The sequence below is a fragment of the Erythrobacter sp. 'gip.4 top 5' genome (assembly GCF_056495765.1).
This window is the reverse complement of record NZ_CP200270.1, coordinates 2,855,285-2,874,432: the sequence shown is the minus strand read 5'-3', so window position 1 is coordinate 2,874,432 and position 19,148 is coordinate 2,855,285. Positions and strand designations below refer to the sequence as shown.

Sequence of the window (19,148 nt, the reverse complement as noted above, 5' to 3'; positions counted from 1 at the left end):
TCAGCCAAAGAAGCCGTCGATATGGTTGCATGACTTAACCGGAACTGTTTCCGAGAACGCCGGGGCTGATCACGTCGTTGTATCTATTGCAAATCAACAACGCACGCAGCCCGTCTTCGGGATTCCCGAGAACTGGCGAAGCCTGACCCGTCGGAATCGAGTCTACGAGATCATACCACAACTTGGGAAGTCTGCTGATCCGGGCAAATCTATTCTGACCCAATGTAGCAGGGAACGCCCTTGCAAACTCGCGCGCGTCTTCGCAGCTTCTGATTTTCGCGACGCCGTCGATGAACTTGAGGCGGCGATCATCATCCCACTCATATATCGACAAGCGCATCGTGTGGTAAATTCTGTCTTTCCTGACTACAATTTCCGATCCGTCTTGCTCTTGAGCCAAAGACGGCTTCGCCAAGCACAATGCTAACAAGGCGAGCACAGTGATAAGGTTTGCGACAATTCGGATCGGAGCGGATTTATCGATTGACATGACCAATCCTGAATTCTGCCCTTATGGCCGCTCTCGTATTTCCCGGCGCTCTACAGCCAAGGCTAAAGTTGAACCGGTTTTCTGCGCATGAGCGTGGTTGAAACGAACGGGTGCATGAAAAGAAAGCCTATAACTTATAAGGCTTTAAATAGCAACACGACACAAAATCGTGTATGGCAGGGAAGACCTGTCTCAGCGTCCAATGCAGCGTGGTTTGAGGGAACGTCGCCAAGGTCGGAACGGGCGAGTTCGGGAGGAAGTTCTCAAGATCCCAAAACGGCTCCCCGTTTCTGCCTCCGAAATGACGACCAACACTCGCGCGCTTTCGGAAAGTGAGACTCAAGAGTGGCGCAAATGCCTACGATCGCCGAACGGACGAAAGTCGCCCTTCCGTTTTCCACCCACATCCCGCCATAAATCCGCGCCCATCGTCGCCCCGAAACCGGACACTACGCCGACAGGTTTGGTGCCTTGTGCATCGCCCGGCCATGCAAAAAGGCCGCCCCGGCGTGGGGGCGGCCTTGTGTGTTTGCGGTGCCGCAAGATGCGGGATCAGAATGTCGCTTTCAACCCGATCGCGAAACTGGTGCCGACATCGAAGGTGTTGATCTCGGCGCGGTTGCCGTTCAGCTCCTGGAATTCGAAATTGTCGCGCCCGAAGATGTTGCGCGCCTCCAGGCTCAGCTCCAGCGGCAGGCTGCCGAGCATGACCTCGGACCGTGCCACGACATCGACTGTCAGGCCCGGATCTTCCACCACATCGGGCAGCGCGCCGCCGCGCAGCGTCACGCGTTCGCTGGCGTAGTTCAATAGCACGGTGAACTGCTGAACCTTGTCCAGATCCTCGATCCCCAGCGACAGGTTGGCGACGTGATCCGACTGGCCGACCAGCGGCGATCCGTCATCGAAGATCTGGCCGGCCAGCTGTTCCACTGCGCCCGGGATCGGAGCAAGGTCGCCAGCGCCCACCGAAATGCTCGACTGGGTGTAAGTGTAGTTGCCCATCACCAGCAATTGCTTGGTGGCGAAGAACCCACCCATATTGGCCAGATCAAAGCCGTAAGACAGATCAAGCTCTGCGCCGTAGAGTTCTGCCGAGGGCGCGTTGGCATAGCTCGTCTCGATGATGCCCGGTGCGGTGATCAGGAAGTTTTCGATCGGGTTGTCGATTTTCTTGTAGAACCCGGCCACGCTCACCTTGCTGGGCCCGCCAAGATAATACTCGGCGCGGGCTTCGGCGTTGATGAGCTCGCTGTCCTGCAGGAACGGGTTGCCGCGGTAACGGCGGTTGGATTCGGGATCGAAATAGGTCTGTTCCACCAGTTCGCGGAACTGCGGGCGGGCGATGGTCTGCGATGCGGCAAAGCGCAGTTGCAGATCGTCTATCACCTCCCAGGTCACCGTGGCAGACGGCAGAAAGTAGTCATTGGCGATCCGCGTCGGGTTGGCGATATTGCCGCCGCCGAAGGTCAGATCGGGCGCAGCCACCTGCAGCGCGTCTTCATAGCGCACACCGGCTTCGATGCTGATCCGGTCTGTGGGCCGGAAGCGCGCCAGGCCATAGCCCGCGTGGATCGTGAGCGCGGCATCGAAGACAGGGAACGGTGTCGGGTCCGAAACGGTGACGTTGAAAAAGCCGACGCCATCGGCATCGGTTGCCAGAGTGGCGCCGTTGAAAATGTCGCCCGGACGTCGCAGGCCCAAGGCCCGCAGCGCGGTGTTGAATTCAGCCGTGGACCCCAGCAGAGGCCGGACGATGAACGAGACGGAGCGACGCGTGGTGTCGGTGTAGGCATAGCCTGTGGTCAGCGACAGATTATCGAAAACCTCATAGGTCACGTCTGCGCCGCCGAACCACAGCTCTTCACGCAGGTCTTCAAAGCCGACCTGAATTCGCTCGGTTCCACCAATTTGTGCACCGACATCAACCACAAACTTGTCGCCAAAGGGGTCATTTTCGATGTTGGTGCGGATGTAGGGAACGATGGCGTTGTAAGGCGCTTCGCGGTCCGTACGGGCGTAACCGCCGCGCAAATCGACCTCAAAGGTATCGAAGTCGAACTCGGCAACGATCTGCGAATCCATCAACTGGCGTTCAAACCAGCCGGTCTGCTGGGTCTGGAAATCAAACCCGGTTTCGCGGTCGGTGAAGAAGTCCTTGCCTTGCGCCAGACGCGCGGTTTTCAAGGTGTCGCGGATGTAGAGGTTGGTCCAGCGGATGGTATGTTCGCCGATGTCGAGACCCACGCCGATCAAGGCGTTTACCAGAACCTTGTTGTCTGTGATGAAATTGGTCGAATCAACGATGATATCACCCGCCTCGGCATCGCCGAACTGCTGGCTGATGACGGAGCGGTTGCGCCAGGTGTTGCTGATCCCGGCGGTCGCAATCAGGCCGAGGTAATTGCCATCGCCCACTTCGAACGAGGCGCCGCCGGTGATGTTGGCGCTGAAGTTGATCGGCAATTCGTCATTCTTCTGTAACGTAACGAGGTTGAGGGGCAGAATTTGCCCGGCGAGTTGCCGTTGCACGTCCGCCGGCGCATCATTCACGCGGATGCCGTCAGCGATGAGGCCTTGCAGCGCAGTGGGAAAATCGCGATTGCCGTTGTCAAAGCCAAACGTGTCCCAGCGACTGCCGAAATAGGTTAGGCCATTCTGGAAGGTCGTTTCGGTATCGCCACTGCCGGAGACGCCGATGGTCAGGAAGTCTTCGGTCGGGATCGCCTTGGTGGTGAGGTTGATGACCCCGCCGCCGAATTCGCCGGGAAAGTTGGCCGAGTAAGTCTTCTGCACGAGCGACGACGAAATCACGCTGGTGGGGAAGATGTTAAGCGGGACAACTCGGCTCAGCGGTTCCGGGCTGGGGAGCGGGAGCCCGTTGAGCAGCGCGAGCGAATAGCGGTCGCCAAGCCCGCGCACGAACACGCGGCCATCGCCCACCAGTGAAAGGCCGCTGACGCGGGCGAGAGCACCAGCGATATCGCCTTCGCCGCTGCGGGCGATGTCCGCTTCGCTCAGAACGCTCAAAACCTGGCCCGAGTTGCGCGCCGGATCGCGGTTGCGGCGCCCGGTTACGATGATGCCACCGCCGGGAAGCGAGATATCTGTTTCCTGCAGATCTTCGGCTGGGGGATCGCCCTCCACCGTACTGGTCAGCGCATCCTGCGCCATTTCCTCATCCTGCGCGGTGTCCTGCGCGTGGAGGACGGATGGCAAAGTGAGCGATGTGGTCAGAAGCAGCAGCCCTGCCAAACGCGTGCCGGTCGACATAGGTGAGGACCCCCTCATGAATAGGCCTGTCTAATTTTGATCACGAACTGCCGCGCAGTCCGCCATTATGCGAAAGAGGGGGCGGGGCTGCACCATAATGCGGCCTCGCCCCCCTAAAGTACCATTCGCGCCGCTTATGCCGGATAGACGGGAAGCGTGGTGCAGGCGCCGGTTGCGCTGTTGAAGTTCTGGATCGACGAATTGCAGGTCCAGTTGCCAAAGGTGCTGGTCAGCGCGGCCGCGTTTTGGATCCCCCCGATAAACGTCCGGGTTGGGAAGTATGTCGACCGGGTGCTGGCGTTGAAGGCCGTGCGTCCGGTTTCGCCTGCGCCATTCACCACATTATTGGTCAGCGTGATGGTGAAGGCGAAATTGTTGTTGGTGCCGGCATTGATGCGCGCCGCCGCCTCGGCATTGGTCACGCCAGCGCCGCCGCGGATCGGATCAGTTGCGGGGCAATCACCCACGACGGAATCCACCCCGATGATCGCGGCGAGCGTGGTGGGCTCGTCAATCTGGAAGCACCAGTTGGTGCCGGCATTGATCACGCCATTGGTGAGACCCAGAGCCGCGCCGCCACGGGCCTGCACAACCTGCGGCGCGCCATCGCGGACCACGAAGGTGAAGTTGTTCACCTGGAAACGGGTCTGCGGGACGGCGTTGGACGGTGTCCGGTCCGAAACGTTGGGCGAATCGAGTTCGATGATGCGGTCACCCGTGGTTGAACGCTGCACCGCAAGCACTGTGTCAAGGTTGACGACTGCGCCGGAATCCACGTCAAGCGAGTCGTCCGACGCGCCGATGATGGCAAAGTTGCGGGCATTGAACCCACCGCCGAAGAATTCGACACCGTCATCCGAGCTGTTGAACGACAGCAGGTTTTCGATCACGGTGCCCGAACCTGCGCCGCCGGTGGTCAACGACTGAAGTTCGTTATTGGGCGCCAGTTCGAAGCCCGAAAAACGGATTTGGTTGAACCGGAACGAACCCGAGCTGTCTTCTGCGTTGGCACCGCCATACGGCGTGGTGGTGGCAAAGCCTTCGATCTGGCCTTCGCAGGTCGGATTGGCGTTGGGATTGGTGGTCGTGTTGAACACGCCGGTCCGGCAATCGGAAGACGGCGCGCGGCCCAGGATCACGACGCCGCCCCATTGCTGCTGACTGTTATCGTTGGCGAGGCCAATGACGTTGTCACGGCTGGTCCAGATGATCGGGCGGTCAGCCGTCCCGTTGGACTGGATCGCGTTGCCGCGGTTCACCACCAATGCCGAATCCTGCTGTGCGAACAGGATGACGCCGGGCTCAATCGTCAAAGTGACCGTGGTGCCGGTGCTCGCAAAGCCGCGATCCGTGCCGACGTCGACGCGGCCAGGGATTTGATACAGTAGGCCGCGGACGTAGGGTAATGTATCTGTCGATGTGAAACGTGCGGGAAGCTGGCACACGCGGTAGCTGCCGGTAGGACCGGTGATGGTGCCTGCATCCGTCAGACCACCGGTCGTGGCGATGGTCGGGCAACCAGCGGCAGCGGTTACTGTCGCCTGCGTTGCGGTCGGCGTCGGCGCGGGCGCCGCGGTCGGCGGCGGATTGTTGATGATGATATCGCCGCTGGTTCCCGGCGAGACGATTTCGTCCGCGCCGCAGCCAGCCAAAGCGACAAGGCTGCAACCCATGATCAGAGTGCGTTGAAAGTTTTTCACAGCGAGCGGTCCCCTATTGAGCCGAGAATCGAGTTAGGCGCCTTAATGTGTTGCGCTGAAGGCTCACTAGGGGGTGTGCGTGACACAATTCTTGCAGCATGACAGCTTTGTGTCACTTGGCGGATTATGACTGAAGAAAGACAAATGTGACCATACGCTGTTCCGCGTTGGCGGAGAGCGATTGCCATATTGTAATACAAAAAAGGCTATTAATCAGTCAAATAGGTATTTTCATTACAAATAAATTACAATGTTTCATATTTGTTCCATTCCGCTTTAGGCTGGGTCATCTTCGGCATTGTTCAAACAGGAGCTATGCCGATGTCCGTTACCGTCTTTGCAATCGCACTGTTCGCTGCGACCCCGCTTGCAGGCGCTCCTGCTGCACATTTCAATGACCCCGAATTGGCCGCGAAGCCGCTTGTGGCAGGGCGCGCAGAGCAGGCTTTGGCGACTCTCCAGAAGGCAAGCGCGGCCAATCCGCAGGATGCTGCCATCCTGATCAATCTGGGCATCGCCTACGCGCAGGCGGGCGACGAGGATAATGCACGCACCGCATTTCAAGCGGCCCTGGCCTGCGACGAAGTGATCGAACTCGACACGGCTGACGGCACGGCCACCGACTCGCGCCGCTTGGCCCGCAAGGCGATCAAGATGCTTGAACGCGGAGAGTTTCGCGCGCCGACGGTGCGCGGTGATCAGCTGACGCTGCGCGATTAAACGCCAGCCAGACGCGGCCGACAGGTCGCACCTGAGCCGCCAACGGGCGGGCTGCGCTGCGCGGCTCGCCCGTTTCGCTATCGGCGCACGGCGTTGCGTGCGCTGGTTTCGCAAGACTGTCACCCGCCTGTCATTTAGGATAGACAAAGGGAGACATTCTGGAGGGCCGAGACATGATTCTCGCCGCGGCGTGCCGCGTCATGATTGTTGCTACTGCGTTGGGCCTTGCGGTTCAGGCTCGTGCAGACGTGCTTGAACTGAACGCGGATGGTGCGCGCTGGGTGGCAGGTCCGCTGGCCGGGCAGCCAAACGCGGTGGTCAATCCGGAAGCGTCAGACGTTGATTTCGGGGCGGGCTCAGGGGTTCCCGACGTCGCTCTCGCTGATCCGGCCCGCCACGCCGCAGCGATCCCGCTGCGCTATCACGCTAAACTTAACGAGCTTGCCGTGCGTTTCGATCTTTCGCCCAGCCTGCTCGAGGCGCTGGTATGGCAGGAAAGCCGCTGGAACGAAAACGCCGTCTCGCCTGTCGGCGCACAGGGCCTCGCGCAGTTGATGCCCGGCACGGCACGCTACTTGGGTGTCGATTCGCGCGATCCGTTTCAGAACCTTGAAGGCGGAGCGCGCTATTTGCGCGAACAGCTCGATCGGTTCGATGGTGATCTGGAAAAGGCGCTCGCAGCCTACAATGCCGGCCCGGGCCGCGTTGCGCGGGCGGGCGGCGTTCCGAATATTCGTGAAACGCAGCTTTATGTCGCCGCAATCATGGGCCGCCTTGCAAACCATTCCCGCGCTCCAGCGTATTAATATCAGGATCATTGGCGCAGCTTTCGCCCTGAACCCAAGGAACACGAGTATCACGATGACGTCGCTTCTCCGCTTTCCTGCCCGCCTCGCCGCTCTGCTGGCCTTCGCGCTCACCCCCGCCGTCGCTTTTGCGCAAGGCGCCGATCCGGCTGGCTCGCAACCGATCAACTCGGCGCTGCTGTGGCTGCAAGGCACGCTGCTGGGCACGGTGGCGACTACGGTCGCGGTGATGGCCGTGGCCGCCATCGGTTTCATGATGCTGACCGGCCGGATGAACTGGCGCTTTGGCGCCACGGTAATCGTTGGCGTGTTCATCCTGTTCGGTGCGACCACCATCGTCGCCGGCATTCAGTCGGCAGCAGGGTAGGGCGGCGATGAGCGAGCTGATCCGCAACCCGGTGCACCGCGCGCTCACCCGCCCGCAGATGTTTGCGGGTGTGACGATGAACTTCTTCATCATCAACCTGATGGTGACGACGATCGGCTTCCTTATCCTGAAAAGCTGGTGGATTTTGCCGGTGCCGGTGGTGATGCACGTGATCGGCTATTTTGCGTCGCTGCGGGAACCGCGCGTGTTCGACCTGTGGATCACCAAGGTCAGCAAATGTCCGCGCGTGCCCAATTTCAAGCGCTGGGGATGCAATTCTTATGCCCCTTAAGGACGCCGTAACATGGTGAAATGGATCGGGCCTGCCTCTTGGAGCGCCAAGGAAGCCCGCGTCGGCGACCGGTTGCCCTATGCGCGGCTGGTGGATGAGAACACCGTGCTGCTGCGCGATGGTTCTGTCATGAGCGCGATCCAGGTGCCCGGCCTACTGTTTGAAACCGAGGATTCTGATGCGCTGAACGCGCATGCCGCAACCCGTGAAGTGATGCTGCGGTCCACGCTCGATGCGCGGTTCGTGATGTATCACCATGTTATCCGCCGCCGGGTGGAGGTGGAACTGGACGCCGAGTTCCCCGATGCCCTTTCGCGCCATATTGATGCGCGCTGGAAACAGCGGCTGGCGGGCGGATCGCTGTTTATCAATGATCAGTTCGTCACCTTGATCCGTCGCCCGGCACGCGGCAAGACGGGCCTGCCCGAGCGGGTCTCCAAGTTCTTTTCGCGTCAGGGTAATGACGAGCCCGAGGCCGATCCCAAGGACATCCGCAGCCTCAAGGCTGCGATCACCGGCCTTGTTGCCAGCTTGCAAAATTACGGCGCGGCGGTGCTGGGGGATTATCAATCGCCCGGCGCTGCCAGCACGGGCGGCACCAATTCGGAAATGCTCGAACTGCTGTCGGCGCTGTTCAACGGCGAGATGCGGCCCGTGCGCCGCCCGTCGCCCGAAACCGATATCGGCCATATGCTGCCCTATCGCCGGGCGAGCTTTGGTCTTGATGCGATGGAGTTGCGAGGCAGCGCAGCGCCCGATTTTGCCGCAATCCTCGGGCTGAAGGATTACCCCGAGGCGACCTCGCCCGGCCTGCTCGATAATCTGTTGCGCCTGCCGTTTGAAATGGTGGTCACGGAAAGCTACGCCCCTAACGAGCGCACGACTGCCAAGGAACGGATTGACCTCGCGCTGCGCCGTTCACGCTCGGTGGACGAGGAGGCTGCGGCTGAGCGGGGCGAGATGATGGCCGCGCGCGATGCGCTGGGCAATGGCGCGGTGGGCTTTGGCGATCATCATCTCACTGTGCTGGTGCGTGAGCACGATCTGGCGCGGCTCGATGACGCGATGGCGTCGTGCGCGGCGGCATTGGCTGATACGGGCGCGATCGCGGTGCGTGAGGACACCAACCTGGAACCTGCCTTCTGGGCGCAATTCCCTGGCAACGAGGAATATATCGTGCGCCGTGCACTGATTTCCTCGGCCAATATGGCAGGCTTCGGTAGCTTCCACGGCTTTGCGCTGGGGCAGGCGAGCGGCAATCACTGGGGCGATGCGGTGACGTTGCTGGAAACCACCAGCGCCACGCCGTTCTTCTTCAATTTCCATCACGGCGATCTGGGCAATTTCTCGGTCATCGGCCCGTCGGGTTCCGGCAAGACCGTGGTGATGAATTTCCTCGCTGCGCAGGCCCAGAAGTTCAAACCGCGCACCATTCTGTTTGACAAGGATCGCGGCGCGGAGCTGTTCATTCGCGGCATTGGCGGGCGTTACAGCCGCATTGCGCCGGGCGATCCGACCGGGTTCAACCCGCTTGCGCTGCCCGATAGCCCCGCCAACCGCGCTTTCCTGCGGGACTGGCTGGCGGTGCTGCTGAAAGCTGAGGGGCCGGAGGAGTTTTCGATCATCAGCACTGCGGTCGATGCGACCTATGGCAATGATCCATCGCTGCGCCGCCTGCGTCATTTCAAGGAATTGCTGGCCGGCGCGCGCCGTCCGCAGCCGGGCGATCTGGCCGACCGGCTGGCGGCGTGGATCGGCTCGCCCAGTGGTGACGGCGGCGAGCACGCCTGGCTGTTCGACAATGACCGCGACCGACTCGATTTGTCCGAGCGCGTGCTCGGCTTCGACATGACCGCGCTGCTTGAAAACCCGCGTCTGCGCACGCCGACGATGATGTATCTGTTCCACCGTATTGACGAGCGGCTGGACGGACAGCCGACGATGATCCTGATCGATGAAGGCTGGAAGGCGCTGGATGACGAGGTGTTCGCTGCGCGCATCCGTGACTGGCTCAAGACGCTGCGCAAGCGCAACGCGCTGGTGGGTTTCGCCACGCAGTCTGCCCGCGATGCGCTCGACAGCCGTATTTCCACCGCATTGGTCGAACAGACCGCGACGATGGTGTTCATGCCCAACAGCCGCGCGCGGCCGGAGGACTACTGCGATGGCTTTGGCCTGACCGACCACGAATACGCGCTGATCCACAGCCTGCCTGCGCATAGCCGCTGTTTCCTCGTTCGCCAGCCCGATGCCAGTGTGGTCGTACGTCTTGACCTGTCGGGTTCGCCCGAAGTGCTGACGATCCTGTCGGGCCGCGAAAGTGCCGTGCGCAGGCTCGATGTGCTGCGCGAAGCGGTGGGCGATGCGCCCCCGGCATGGTTCCCGGCGCTGACCGGCAAGGCGTGGCCCGATGGGGATGTCGATCCTGATGGCCAGCCGATCTGGCAGGCGGCGGAATGACCACCGCGTGCGATCTGGCCGCCCAGTCGATGGGCACCGGTGTCTCCGCCGCGCTGTCCGCGGTGGACTGCATCGCGGCCACTGTCAGCGAACAGGCCTTCAACCGCCTGTTCGGCACAGAAGGGCAGTTGGCCTTCGCGCTAACGGTTCTGCTGGGGCTGTATGTCGGCTTCTTTGGCATTTCGCTCATGCTGGGGCGTTCAAACATGGGCCTGCGCGCCCTGTTGCCGCGCATGATGACGCTGGGGCTGGTGCTGACCTTCGCCACCAGTTTCGTTGCGTTCTCGACCATCTTCTACAACATCTTCATCGGCGGGCCGGATCAGATTGCGGGCATCCTCACAGGAACGCAGGGCGAAAGCGCCACGGTGGTGTTTGCGCAAAAACTCGACGTGGTTTTCCTCGCAATCCAACGAGCGAGCGGGGATACCAAGGATATCAGCGCCTTCTCGCCATCCGGGATGATGTGGATGGGGGCGATGCTGCTGCTGCTGGGCACAGTCGGTCTGCTGGTGACGGCGCGGATCGCGTTGGCGCTGCTGCTTGCGGTGGGGCCGATTTTTGTGGTGCTGGCGCTGTTCAATGGCACGCGCGGTCTGTTCACCGGCTGGCTCAAGGGTCTGACGATGATGGCGCTTGCCCCGCTGTTTGCGGTGCTGGGCGGGTCGATCATGCTGGAAATGGCGGTGCCGGTGCTCGCCGCGTTGGTCGCGGTGCCGGGCCAGATCGACCAGCAGGCCGCGATGGCGTTCTTCGTGGTGGGCGCGGTGCACATGGCGCTGATGCTGCTTTCGCTGAAGGTCGCGTCGAGTATGGTGGCAGGCTGGCAGGTCTTCGGCCTGGTGCCCGACAAGGAACGCAGCCGCAGCACTGATGGACCGCGCAGCGTGGCGGCGGCGCAAATGGCTGCCACCGTGCCGCGCAGCACCAACATCGCTCCGGCCAGCCCCGGTCTTGCCGCGCGCAGGGTGGACCTCGGCGCGCTTCAGCCTGCGGTTGCCGCCAATGACGCAGGGCCAGCCGGCAGTGTGTCCCGGGAAACCCGCGTTTACGCCACCGGCGGTGGGGGCGGGCAGGTGACGCCGCTCAATCCCGCGACATCGCGCACCCGCGGCATCGGCAACCGCTTTCGCTCGGCCTCCGCGGCCAAGCCCGCGCCCGCCGCCGCCCCCGCCCCAAGGGCAGCGCCCCCTTCGGAGACCTATCAATGATCCGCGCCGCGCTCCTTGCGAGCCTCGCCCTGACCTTCGCGTCGCCTGTGATGGCTCAGGATAACCGTCTGCAAACGCTTGTCTTCGATGAGAACGCCGTGGTGCGCATCGATGGCAAGGTGAAGGTCCAGACCACCATCAAGTTCGCGCCTGACGAAGTGATCGAAAACGTCGCGATCGGCGATTCGGCCGCGTGGCAGGTGCAGCCTAACAAGGCGCAGTCGATCCTGTTCGTAAAGCCGCTGGAAGTGAACGCGCGCACCAACATGACCGTGGTGACGGACAAGCGCACTTACCTGTTCGATCTGGTGGCATCCCCGAGAAACGGCGCACTTTACGTGATGCAATTCCGCTATCCCGAGCTGGAGAAGGCGGCTGAACAAGCCCGTCTCGCTGCGCTTGCCGAGGCCGAGGCCGAAGCCTTGCGCGCCGCCGACCCCGAGCAGGTTGCTGCCGCTGCGGCTGCTGCTGATCCCTATGCCGTCAGCGATCCGGCTGCGCTTAACTTTGGCTGGGCCAGCGCTGGTGCGCGCGACCTGTTGCCTTCGCGGGCGTATGACAATGGCGACGCGGTGTTCCTGACCTGGCCCAAAGGCGTTGCGATCCCCGCCATTCTCGTGACCAACCTCGATGGTGACGAAGGGCCGGTCAATTACACCGTGCGCGGAGATACGCTGATTGTGGACGGCGTGCCGCCGCAGATCATCCTGCGATCGGGGCGTGACACGGCGACGCTGACCAACACTGGCCCGGTGCCGTCCTCTGCCCGCCAGGCCGGTCTGGCCGCACCGCGCAAGAAGGGTTCATAACCCGTGCCGACTTTTCCCGCATTCGCCAAGGAGAGCATCTGATGCGTCTGGCCAAAGGTATGCCGCCAGGCAAGGGTGAGAGCGGCAACATCACCGCAAGCGGCGATCCCCGCGAGCAGGAATCGGCTGAGATCATCGATCTCGCCAGCCGCGCAGGCTTTCCCGCAGTCGTCGATCGTAAGGCCAAAGGTGATGGCCTCCAGCTCGCAGCGGGCGTTGCCTTTATTGGTCTGGTCGGGGCGTTGACGTTCTGGGCCATGAGCACGCCGGGCACGCCCGAACCGCAGGGGATCGGCAATCCCGAAGTTGTGCCGCCGCAGGCCGCGGTGCCCGTTACGGTTGAACCGACTGGCGATCCCTTGCAACAGCCCGGAGCGGTCACGCCCCAGGCCGTCCCCGGACCTGCCCCGGTATACGCCACCAATCCAGGGATCGCCCCCGGCATGGCGGTGAACCCCTATGCCAGCCCGCAACTGGTGTTCGATGCGAGCCGCGCCGCCACGGCGCCGCGTCTGGCGGAAGCGCCGGTGAGTGACGGTGCCGCCATCCCGGCAGGCAATGTCGGCGGAACCGGCGGTGCAGCGGAATTTGCAGGCCGGATCGGCGGTGTCGGGGGTGGTCCTGCGCAGGCGCGGGCGATGACCAATCCTTCGACCACTGTGACCGAAGGCACGTTGATCCCGGCAATTCTGGAAACCGGGATCAACACCGATGTGCCGGGCTATGTCCGCGCAGTGGTCAGTCAGGATGTTCGCAGCTTTGATGGCAAGCGCGTGCTGGTCCCGCGGTCCTCGCGCCTGATCGGACAGTATCAGGCGGGCGTGGAGCAGGGCCAGCGCCGCGCCTATGTCGTCTGGACACGGTTGATCCGGCCTGACGGCGTATCGGTCAATCTTGCCTCTCCGGCGGTCGGCTTCGATGGGACGACGGGCTTGGAAGGGGACGTCAACAGCCACTTCTTCAAGCGTTTCGGTTCGGGCCTGCTGCTATCGGTCGTTGGCGGGCTGGGCGCGGTGGCAACCGGCGGGGTCGGCGGCGTGCTGATCGCTGGCGGATCGCAGGGCGCGGCGAGTTCAGCGGTGCAATCGCAGGGCCAGATCAGCCCGACAATCCGGGTACGCGCAGGCGAGCCGATCAAGGTTTACACCGCGCGCGATCTCGATTTCAGCACGGCGGGCAACTGATATCATGAGCGCGGATATCCACCGGCTGGGCGCAGGCGGCGGGGGCGCCGAGCCCGAAAGCGAACCGATCGTGCCGCTGTCCGCCGAGCGCAGCGTGTATCTTGACGCCTATCTCGCTCCGTTTCGTCGCTGGCTTGATCGTGACACTGTGACCGAAATCATGGTCAACGGCCCCGGTGAGGTGTGGATTGAAGACGCTGCCAGTCCGGGGATGCAGCGCATCAGCACGCCCGAGATTGACGACCGACTGGTGCAGCGGCTGGCCGAACAGGTGGCGCGGGTCAGCCACCAGGGGATCAACCGCGAACACCCTTTGCTGGGCGCGACCTTGCCTGATGGCGCCCGCGTGCAATTCTGCGGGCCGCCTGCTGCGCGCCGCCACTGGGTCATGGCGATCCGCCGCCACCGCCGTCTGGATCTGCCGCTTGACGCCTATGACACGGGACCGCTGGTGGGGGAGGGGCATGTTCAACTGCCCGATCCGCAGGCCGAGCCTATCGCCTTCCTGCGCGCCGCCATCCGCGCCCGGCGCACCATCCTGATCTCGGGCGGGACCAGCACCGGCAAGACCACCTTTCTCAACGCCATGCTGGGCGAAATCCCGCGCGGCGAACGGGTCGTCATGGTTGAAGACACCCCTGAATTGAAGTTCCCCGGTGACAACGCTGTGGGGCTGGTGGCGGTCAAGGGGGAGCTTGGCGAGGCCAAGGTCACCGCTAACGAATTGCTGCAAGCCGCGCTCCGGTTGCGGCCAGACCGCATCGTGCTGGGCGAATTGCGCGGCGCGGAAAGCGTCAGCTTTCTGCGCGCCATCAACACCGGGCATCCGGGCAGCTTTTCGACCATCCACGCCAACAGCTTGCGCGGCGCGCTGGAACAGCTTTCGTTGATGGTGATGCAGACCGGGATCGGGCTGACCCGGTCTGATACCATCGCCTATGCTGCCAGCGTGATTGATGTGATCGTCCAACTGGGCCGCGATGCCAATGGCAAACGCGGCATCACGCAGATTGCCGAAAGCCGGGAACTGGTGTGATCGCGGCCGCTTGAGCTGCGCAGACCCAGCCGCCGGCCAGATTGACATTGGTGTGACAAGCTCCTCATCCTGATTTACACCGCAGGGCCAAGCGAACACATGCGCTGGATGCGCGCCACAGCTCCCAAAACGGCGCAAGGCAGAACAGGATAGCGATGAGCACGTCACCGATTGGCAGCGCGGAAGAATCCGCAGGCGCAGCCCCCATGCAGATGGCGGAGCTGGCACATGACGAATCGCCGTATTTCAACCGCGAGCTATCCTGGCTGCAATTCAACGAGCGTGTGCTGGCCGAGGCTTACAATGACCAGTATCCGCTGCTCGAGCGGCTGCGATTCCTGTCGATTTCGGGCAGCAATCTCGATGAATTCATGATGATCCGCGTGGCCGGTCTGGTGGGGCAGGTGCAGCGCGGGCTGGAGACGCCGTCAATTGACGGGCGCAGCCCTGCGCAGCAATTGGGCGCGATCCGTACAAAGCTGGCCGAACTCAGCGCCATTCAGCAAACGATCTGGCGCGCAGTGCGCGAAGGGCTGGCCGGCGCCGACATTCATATCGCCGATGAACAGCGGGTCAGCCCGGCTGCGCACAATTGGCTCAAAACCTATTTCCTCAACGAAATCCTGCCGATCATCACGCCGCAGGCGCTGGACCCTGCGCATCCCTTTCCGTTTGTTCAGAACGAAGGGATGGGCTTGCTGTTCACGCTGACCCGCGATGCCACGCATGAACAATTGATCGAGATGGTGCTGATCCCCAGCGCGCTGCCCCGCTTTGTGCGGGTGCCCGATGCGGTTTCGGGTGACGGCAGCGTGCTCTACATCTCGATCGCACGGTTGATCCAACGCTATGCCGCCGCGCTGTTTCCCGGCTTCACCATCGAAGGTGACGGCCTGTTCCGGGTGCTGCGCGATAGCGACATCGAGATCGAAGAGGAAGCCGAAGATCTGGTGCGCACCTTCCGCAGCGCGATCCAGCGCCGTCGCCGGGGGCAAGTGATCCAGTTGGAAATCGAAGAGGATTTCGATTCCGCCGCCGAAGCGCTGTTGCTTGATCAGCTTGGCATCAATGAAGCCGCCTTGATCAAGACCGATGGCATGATCGGGATCGATGGACTGGCGGAAATCGTCCGCGAAGACCGGCCCGATCTGAAGTTTGACGCCTATTCCCCGCGCCTGCCTGAACGCGTGCGCGAACATGATGGCGATGTATTTTCCGCCGTGCGCGAAAAGGACATCATCATTCATCACCCTTACGAAAGTTTCGAAGTGGTGGTCGATTTTATCCGGCAGGCGGCTGCTGATCCCGACGTGGTGGCGATCAAGCAGACGTTGTACCGCGCCGGTTCGCAAAGCGCGGTGGTGGGCGCGCTGATCGAAGCGGCCGAAGCCGGCAAATCCGTAACAGCCGTGGTTGAACTGAAGGCCCGCTTCGATGAAGAACAGAACCTGAAATGGGCCAGCAAGCTCGAACGTGCAGGCGTGCAGGTGATCTATGGCTTTACCGACTGGAAAACCCACGCCAAAACATCCATGGTGGTACGGCGAGAAGTGGAGGGTTTTCGGACCTATTGCCACTTTGGCACAGGCAATTATCATCCCATTACAGCCAAGATCTACACCGATCTCAGCTTCTTTACCGCAGACCCCAAGTTGGGGCGCGATGCGGCCAAGATGTTCAACTTCGTTACTGGCTATGTCGAGCCCCACGCGCTTGAACGCATCCACATCGCCCCGATCGATCTGCGTGAGGAAATCTACCGCCGCATCGACATCGAAATCGCCAATGCAAAGGCGGGCAAGCCTGCAGCGATCTGGTTCAAATGCAATCAACTGACCGATGAAGGCGTGATCGACCGGCTTTATACCGCCAGCAACGCCGGTGTGCAGATCGAACTGGTGGTGCGCGGCATTTGCTGCCTGCGCCCTTGCGTTGCCGGTTTTTCCGAGAATATCCGGGTCAAGTCGATCATCGGCCGTTTCCTCGAACACAGCCGCATCTATGCCTTTGCCAATGGCCACCCGATGCCAAGCGCCCATGCGGCCGTGTTCATTTCCTCTGCCGACATGATGAGCCGCAATCTTGATCGCCGGGTGGAATCGCTCATCCCGATCCTCAATCGCACGGTGCACGATCAGGTGCTGCAGCAGGTGCTGCTGGCCAATATGCTCGACACCGAATTGAGCTGGTGGCTGCATTCTGATGGCAGCTATTCGCGGGTCGAGACTGAACCGGGTTCCAAGCCCTTCAACTGCCACCGCTACTTTATGACGAACCCCTCGTTGTCAGGGCGCGGCGGAGCATTGGAGGCAGGGGCGGTGCCCAAACTGAGTTTACGAAGAGGGGCAGTCGCATGATCTGGGGTCGTCGGCGGGAGTCCCGCGACAAGGCGCTTGGCGGGGGGACGGCCGAACGCGCGATCATCGACATCGGATCGAACACGGTCCGGTTGGTGGTTTATGGCGGCACGATGCGCGCGCCCACGGTGCTGCACAACGAGAAAGTCACGGCCAAGTTGGGGCGCGAAATTGCATCGACCGGCCGTCTGGCGGACGAAGCGATGGCGCTCGCGCTGCGTGGGCTGAAGCGGTTTGTGCTGTTGCTGTCCGATCTCGGGATCAAGGATGTCGCAACCGTCGCGACCGCAGCGGTGCGCGATGCGGCCAATGGCCCCGAATTTGTCGAAGCCTTGCGTGCAGCGGGCCTCAATCCACGGGTGATTTCGGGCGAAGAGGAAGCGCTGCTGAGCGCCCACGGCGTGATTGGCGCCTTTCCTGATGCGCGCGGGATCGTGGCCGATCTTGGCGGCGGCAGTCTGGAACTGGTGCGGGTCGCCAACGGCCAGACCGACAGCGCCAGCACACTTCCACTGGGCACATTGCGTCTGCCTGACCATCGCCCGTCGAACCGGAAGGGGGACGCGGGCCGGGCTGACATGCGCAAAAATCTCGACAAGGTGATCTGCAAAGGCGGGTGGGATCTGTCCGCCTCGCCTGCGTCGGAAAACGGGACGCTGTATCTGGTGGGGGGCACCTGGCGCGCCATGGCGGTCTTTGCGATGGCGGCGCACGGCTATCCTTTGAGCGATCCCCACGGCTTCGTGATCGAGGCGGGCGCAGCGATGGATTTGGCCGCGCTGGTGGCAGCAAGCGAAAGCGATGCCCTCAAGGGCCGAGAGCGGATTTCCTCGATGCGGGCGGAAAAGCTGCCCGATGCCGCCGTGCTGCTTCAGGCGCTGCTGACGCGGTTGGCGCCCGAGCGGGTGGTCTTTTCCTCCTGGGGTCTGCGCGAAGGGCTGCTCTACGACCGCCTGCCTGCGCACACCAAGACGCAGGATCCGTTGCTGGCCGGTGTGGCGGTGTTCACCAGCCAGCGGGGATCCGCGCCGACTCTGGCAACGCGCATGGCGGCCTGGACACTCGATGCGGCGCCCGCGCGCGAACATGGTGACGAACGGCTGCGTCTGGCTGCGACCATGCTGGCGCTTGCTGCGATGCAGATCGAGCCCAATATTCGTCTGCCGCACGCGATCAACTGGGCGTTGCACAAGCGCTGGGTGGGGATTGACGGGAAGGGCCGGGCGATGCTGGCCGCCGCGATTGCCGCCAACGGCAACCAACTGAACCAATCCGCCGATTTGGGGGCGCTGGCAGGCGATGCGGCGCTGGAGGAAGCCGTGCGCTGGGGACTGGCGCTGCGGCTGGCGCGCCGACTGGGCGCACAGTCAGCCCGTTCGCTCGAGGTCAGCCGATTGGTGGTCGAGGCGGACACGTTGGTGCTACGGATTGCGGAAAACCATGCGGCACTGATCGGTCTGCCGACCGAAAAGGACATGAAGCTGCTCGCTGGACGGCTCGGGATCGGCTGGCGGATCGACGCCGTGCCTGACAGCGCGCTTTAGGCGGGCTTGGCCATCCTGCCTTTGGCGAAGGGCGAAAAATCGGTGTCGATATCGAACAGATCAACACCTTCTGCGGCCTTGAGCCGGTTCACGACCAGGTAGGTCACCGGGGTCAGCACGGCTTCCCACACGACTTTCAGCGCCCAGTTGGTGACCATTACGGTCAGCACGGCTTCCGTCGTCCAGATGCCGTAGAAGGCAACAGGGTAGAAGATCAGGCTGTCGACCCCTTGGCCCACGATGGTCGAGCCGATGGTGCGGGTCCACAAGGCGCGGCCTTTGGTGAGCACCTTCATCTTGGCCATGACGAAGGAATTGACGAATTCACCCGCCCAGAACGCGGTGATCGATGCAACCACGATGCGCCAGGTGCTGCCAAACACCGAATCGTAGGTCTGCTGACAGATCGCGCCGGGGGCCGAGGCCGGATCGCCTTTCATCGCCAGCGTGCCCGATCCGGCGCATTCCCACCCGGCGAACGGGGGCAGGGCGGTGACGACAAAGCTCATGAAAGCCAGGAACAGCATCGCCGCCGTACCTACCCAGATCACCCGCCGCGCCTTGGCAAAACCGTAAATCTCGGTGAGCACGTCACCGATCACATAGCCCAGCGGGAAGAACAGGATGCCGGCGCCATAGATGAAGGTGCCATCAGCGGCGGGCCACCAGCCTTCGGGCCAGAATGGCACATCGACAAAGGTAAGCTTGGCTGCGCCAATGATGTTCGACAGCAGCAGGATCGCCACGAAGGCCGCCATCACCAGATCATAATAGCGGAAAGCCACCGGCGCGTGGCTGGTGGCGGTGATGCCGTCGGCAGGATCGCGATCAAAGCCGGCTGCCGGATCGGTGAGAACGGGGTTTTCCATCGCTTGCAGAATTAGCGCGATTTGCCTGCG

15 protein-coding genes are annotated in these 19,148 nt (G+C 62.3%); 11 read left to right on the top strand and 4 right to left on the bottom strand.

Going from position 1 to position 19,148, the window contains the following annotated elements; all coding sequences use genetic code 11:
* Window positions 1–34: 34 nt before the first annotated feature.
* The 3 genes from ACRANW_RS13975 to ACRANW_RS13965 form a co-directional block, all read right to left on the bottom strand.
* Window positions 35–490 carry a hypothetical protein gene (locus tag ACRANW_RS13975; protein WP_479432357.1) on the bottom strand — a complete coding sequence of 152 codons (456 nt, stop codon included), beginning with the start codon at window positions 488–490 and terminating at the stop codon, window positions 35–37.
* 552 nt (window positions 491–1,042) lie between these two features.
* Window positions 1,043–3,763: a TonB-dependent receptor domain-containing protein gene (locus tag ACRANW_RS13970; RefSeq protein ID WP_479432356.1), complete on the bottom strand. Its 2,721-nt coding sequence runs from the start codon at window positions 3,761–3,763 to the stop codon at window positions 1,043–1,045.
* Between the two features lie 134 nt (window positions 3,764–3,897).
* Complete coding sequence (locus tag ACRANW_RS13965; RefSeq protein WP_479432355.1) at window positions 3,898–5,463, bottom strand: hypothetical protein; 1,566 nt, start codon at window positions 5,461–5,463, stop codon at window positions 3,898–3,900.
* 321 nt (window positions 5,464–5,784) lie between these two features.
* Between ACRANW_RS13965 and ACRANW_RS13960 the strand changes: the two genes are divergently transcribed.
* The 11 genes from ACRANW_RS13960 (at window position 5,785) to ACRANW_RS13910 (ending at window position 18,249) form a co-directional block, all read left to right on the top strand.
* Window positions 5,785–6,183, top strand: a complete 399-nt coding sequence (locus ACRANW_RS13960) for a tetratricopeptide repeat protein (RefSeq protein WP_479432354.1) — start codon at window positions 5,785–5,787, stop codon at window positions 6,181–6,183.
* Window positions 6,184–6,356: 173 nt separating this feature from the next.
* Window positions 6,357–6,989, top strand: coding sequence for a lytic transglycosylase domain-containing protein (locus ACRANW_RS13955; protein WP_479432353.1), 633 nt, complete (start codon window positions 6,357–6,359; stop codon window positions 6,987–6,989).
* Window positions 6,990–7,044: 55 nt separating this feature from the next.
* Window positions 7,045–7,356, top strand: a complete 312-nt coding sequence (locus ACRANW_RS13950; RefSeq protein WP_479432352.1) for a TrbC/VirB2 family type IV secretion system protein — start codon at window positions 7,045–7,047, stop codon at window positions 7,354–7,356.
* A 7-nt stretch (window positions 7,357–7,363) separates the two neighbouring features.
* The gene (locus ACRANW_RS13945; protein ID WP_479432351.1) at window positions 7,364–7,648 is read left to right on the top strand and encodes a VirB3 family type IV secretion system protein; all 285 of its coding nucleotides are present in this window, start codon (window positions 7,364–7,366) and stop codon (window positions 7,646–7,648) included.
* Between the two features lie 12 nt (window positions 7,649–7,660).
* A complete protein-coding gene (locus ACRANW_RS13940; protein ID WP_479432350.1) occupies window positions 7,661–10,108 on the top strand; it encodes a VirB4 family type IV secretion/conjugal transfer ATPase in 2,448 nt (815 codons plus the stop codon).
* Entirely contained in the window at window positions 10,105–11,319 is a 1,215-nt protein-coding gene (locus tag ACRANW_RS13935) for a TrbL/VirB6 family protein (protein ID WP_479432349.1), read from the top strand. Before ACRANW_RS13940 ends, ACRANW_RS13935 begins: the two co-directional genes overlap by 4 nt.
* Entirely contained in the window at window positions 11,316–12,128 is an 813-nt protein-coding gene (locus ACRANW_RS13930) for a TrbG/VirB9 family P-type conjugative transfer protein (RefSeq protein ID WP_479432348.1), read from the top strand. Before ACRANW_RS13935 ends, ACRANW_RS13930 begins: the two co-directional genes overlap by 4 nt.
* Before the next feature lie 41 nt (window positions 12,129–12,169).
* Complete coding sequence (locus ACRANW_RS13925; protein WP_479432347.1) at window positions 12,170–13,312, top strand: TrbI/VirB10 family protein; 1,143 nt, start codon at window positions 12,170–12,172, stop codon at window positions 13,310–13,312.
* Between the two features lie 4 nt (window positions 13,313–13,316).
* Window positions 13,317–14,348 (top strand): P-type DNA transfer ATPase VirB11, encoded by a 1,032-nt coding sequence (gene virB11, locus ACRANW_RS13920; RefSeq protein ID WP_479432346.1) that lies wholly within the window; start codon window positions 13,317–13,319, stop codon window positions 14,346–14,348.
* 206 nt (window positions 14,349–14,554) lie between these two features.
* Window positions 14,555–16,705 carry an RNA degradosome polyphosphate kinase gene (locus ACRANW_RS13915; RefSeq protein WP_479433959.1) on the top strand — a complete coding sequence of 717 codons (2,151 nt, stop codon included), beginning with the start codon at window positions 14,555–14,557 and terminating at the stop codon, window positions 16,703–16,705.
* Window positions 16,702–18,249, top strand: a complete 1,548-nt coding sequence (locus ACRANW_RS13910; RefSeq protein WP_479432345.1) for a Ppx/GppA phosphatase family protein — start codon at window positions 16,702–16,704, stop codon at window positions 18,247–18,249. The genes ACRANW_RS13915 and ACRANW_RS13910 overlap by 4 nt, the downstream gene beginning before the upstream one ends.
* Here the strand turns inward: ACRANW_RS13910 and ACRANW_RS13905 are convergent.
* Window positions 18,246–19,118, bottom strand: a complete 873-nt coding sequence (locus tag ACRANW_RS13905; RefSeq protein WP_479432344.1) for a queuosine precursor transporter — start codon at window positions 19,116–19,118, stop codon at window positions 18,246–18,248. The two genes, ACRANW_RS13910 and ACRANW_RS13905, sit on opposite strands and share 4 nt — an antisense overlap.
* Window positions 19,119–19,148: the final 30 nt, after the last annotated feature.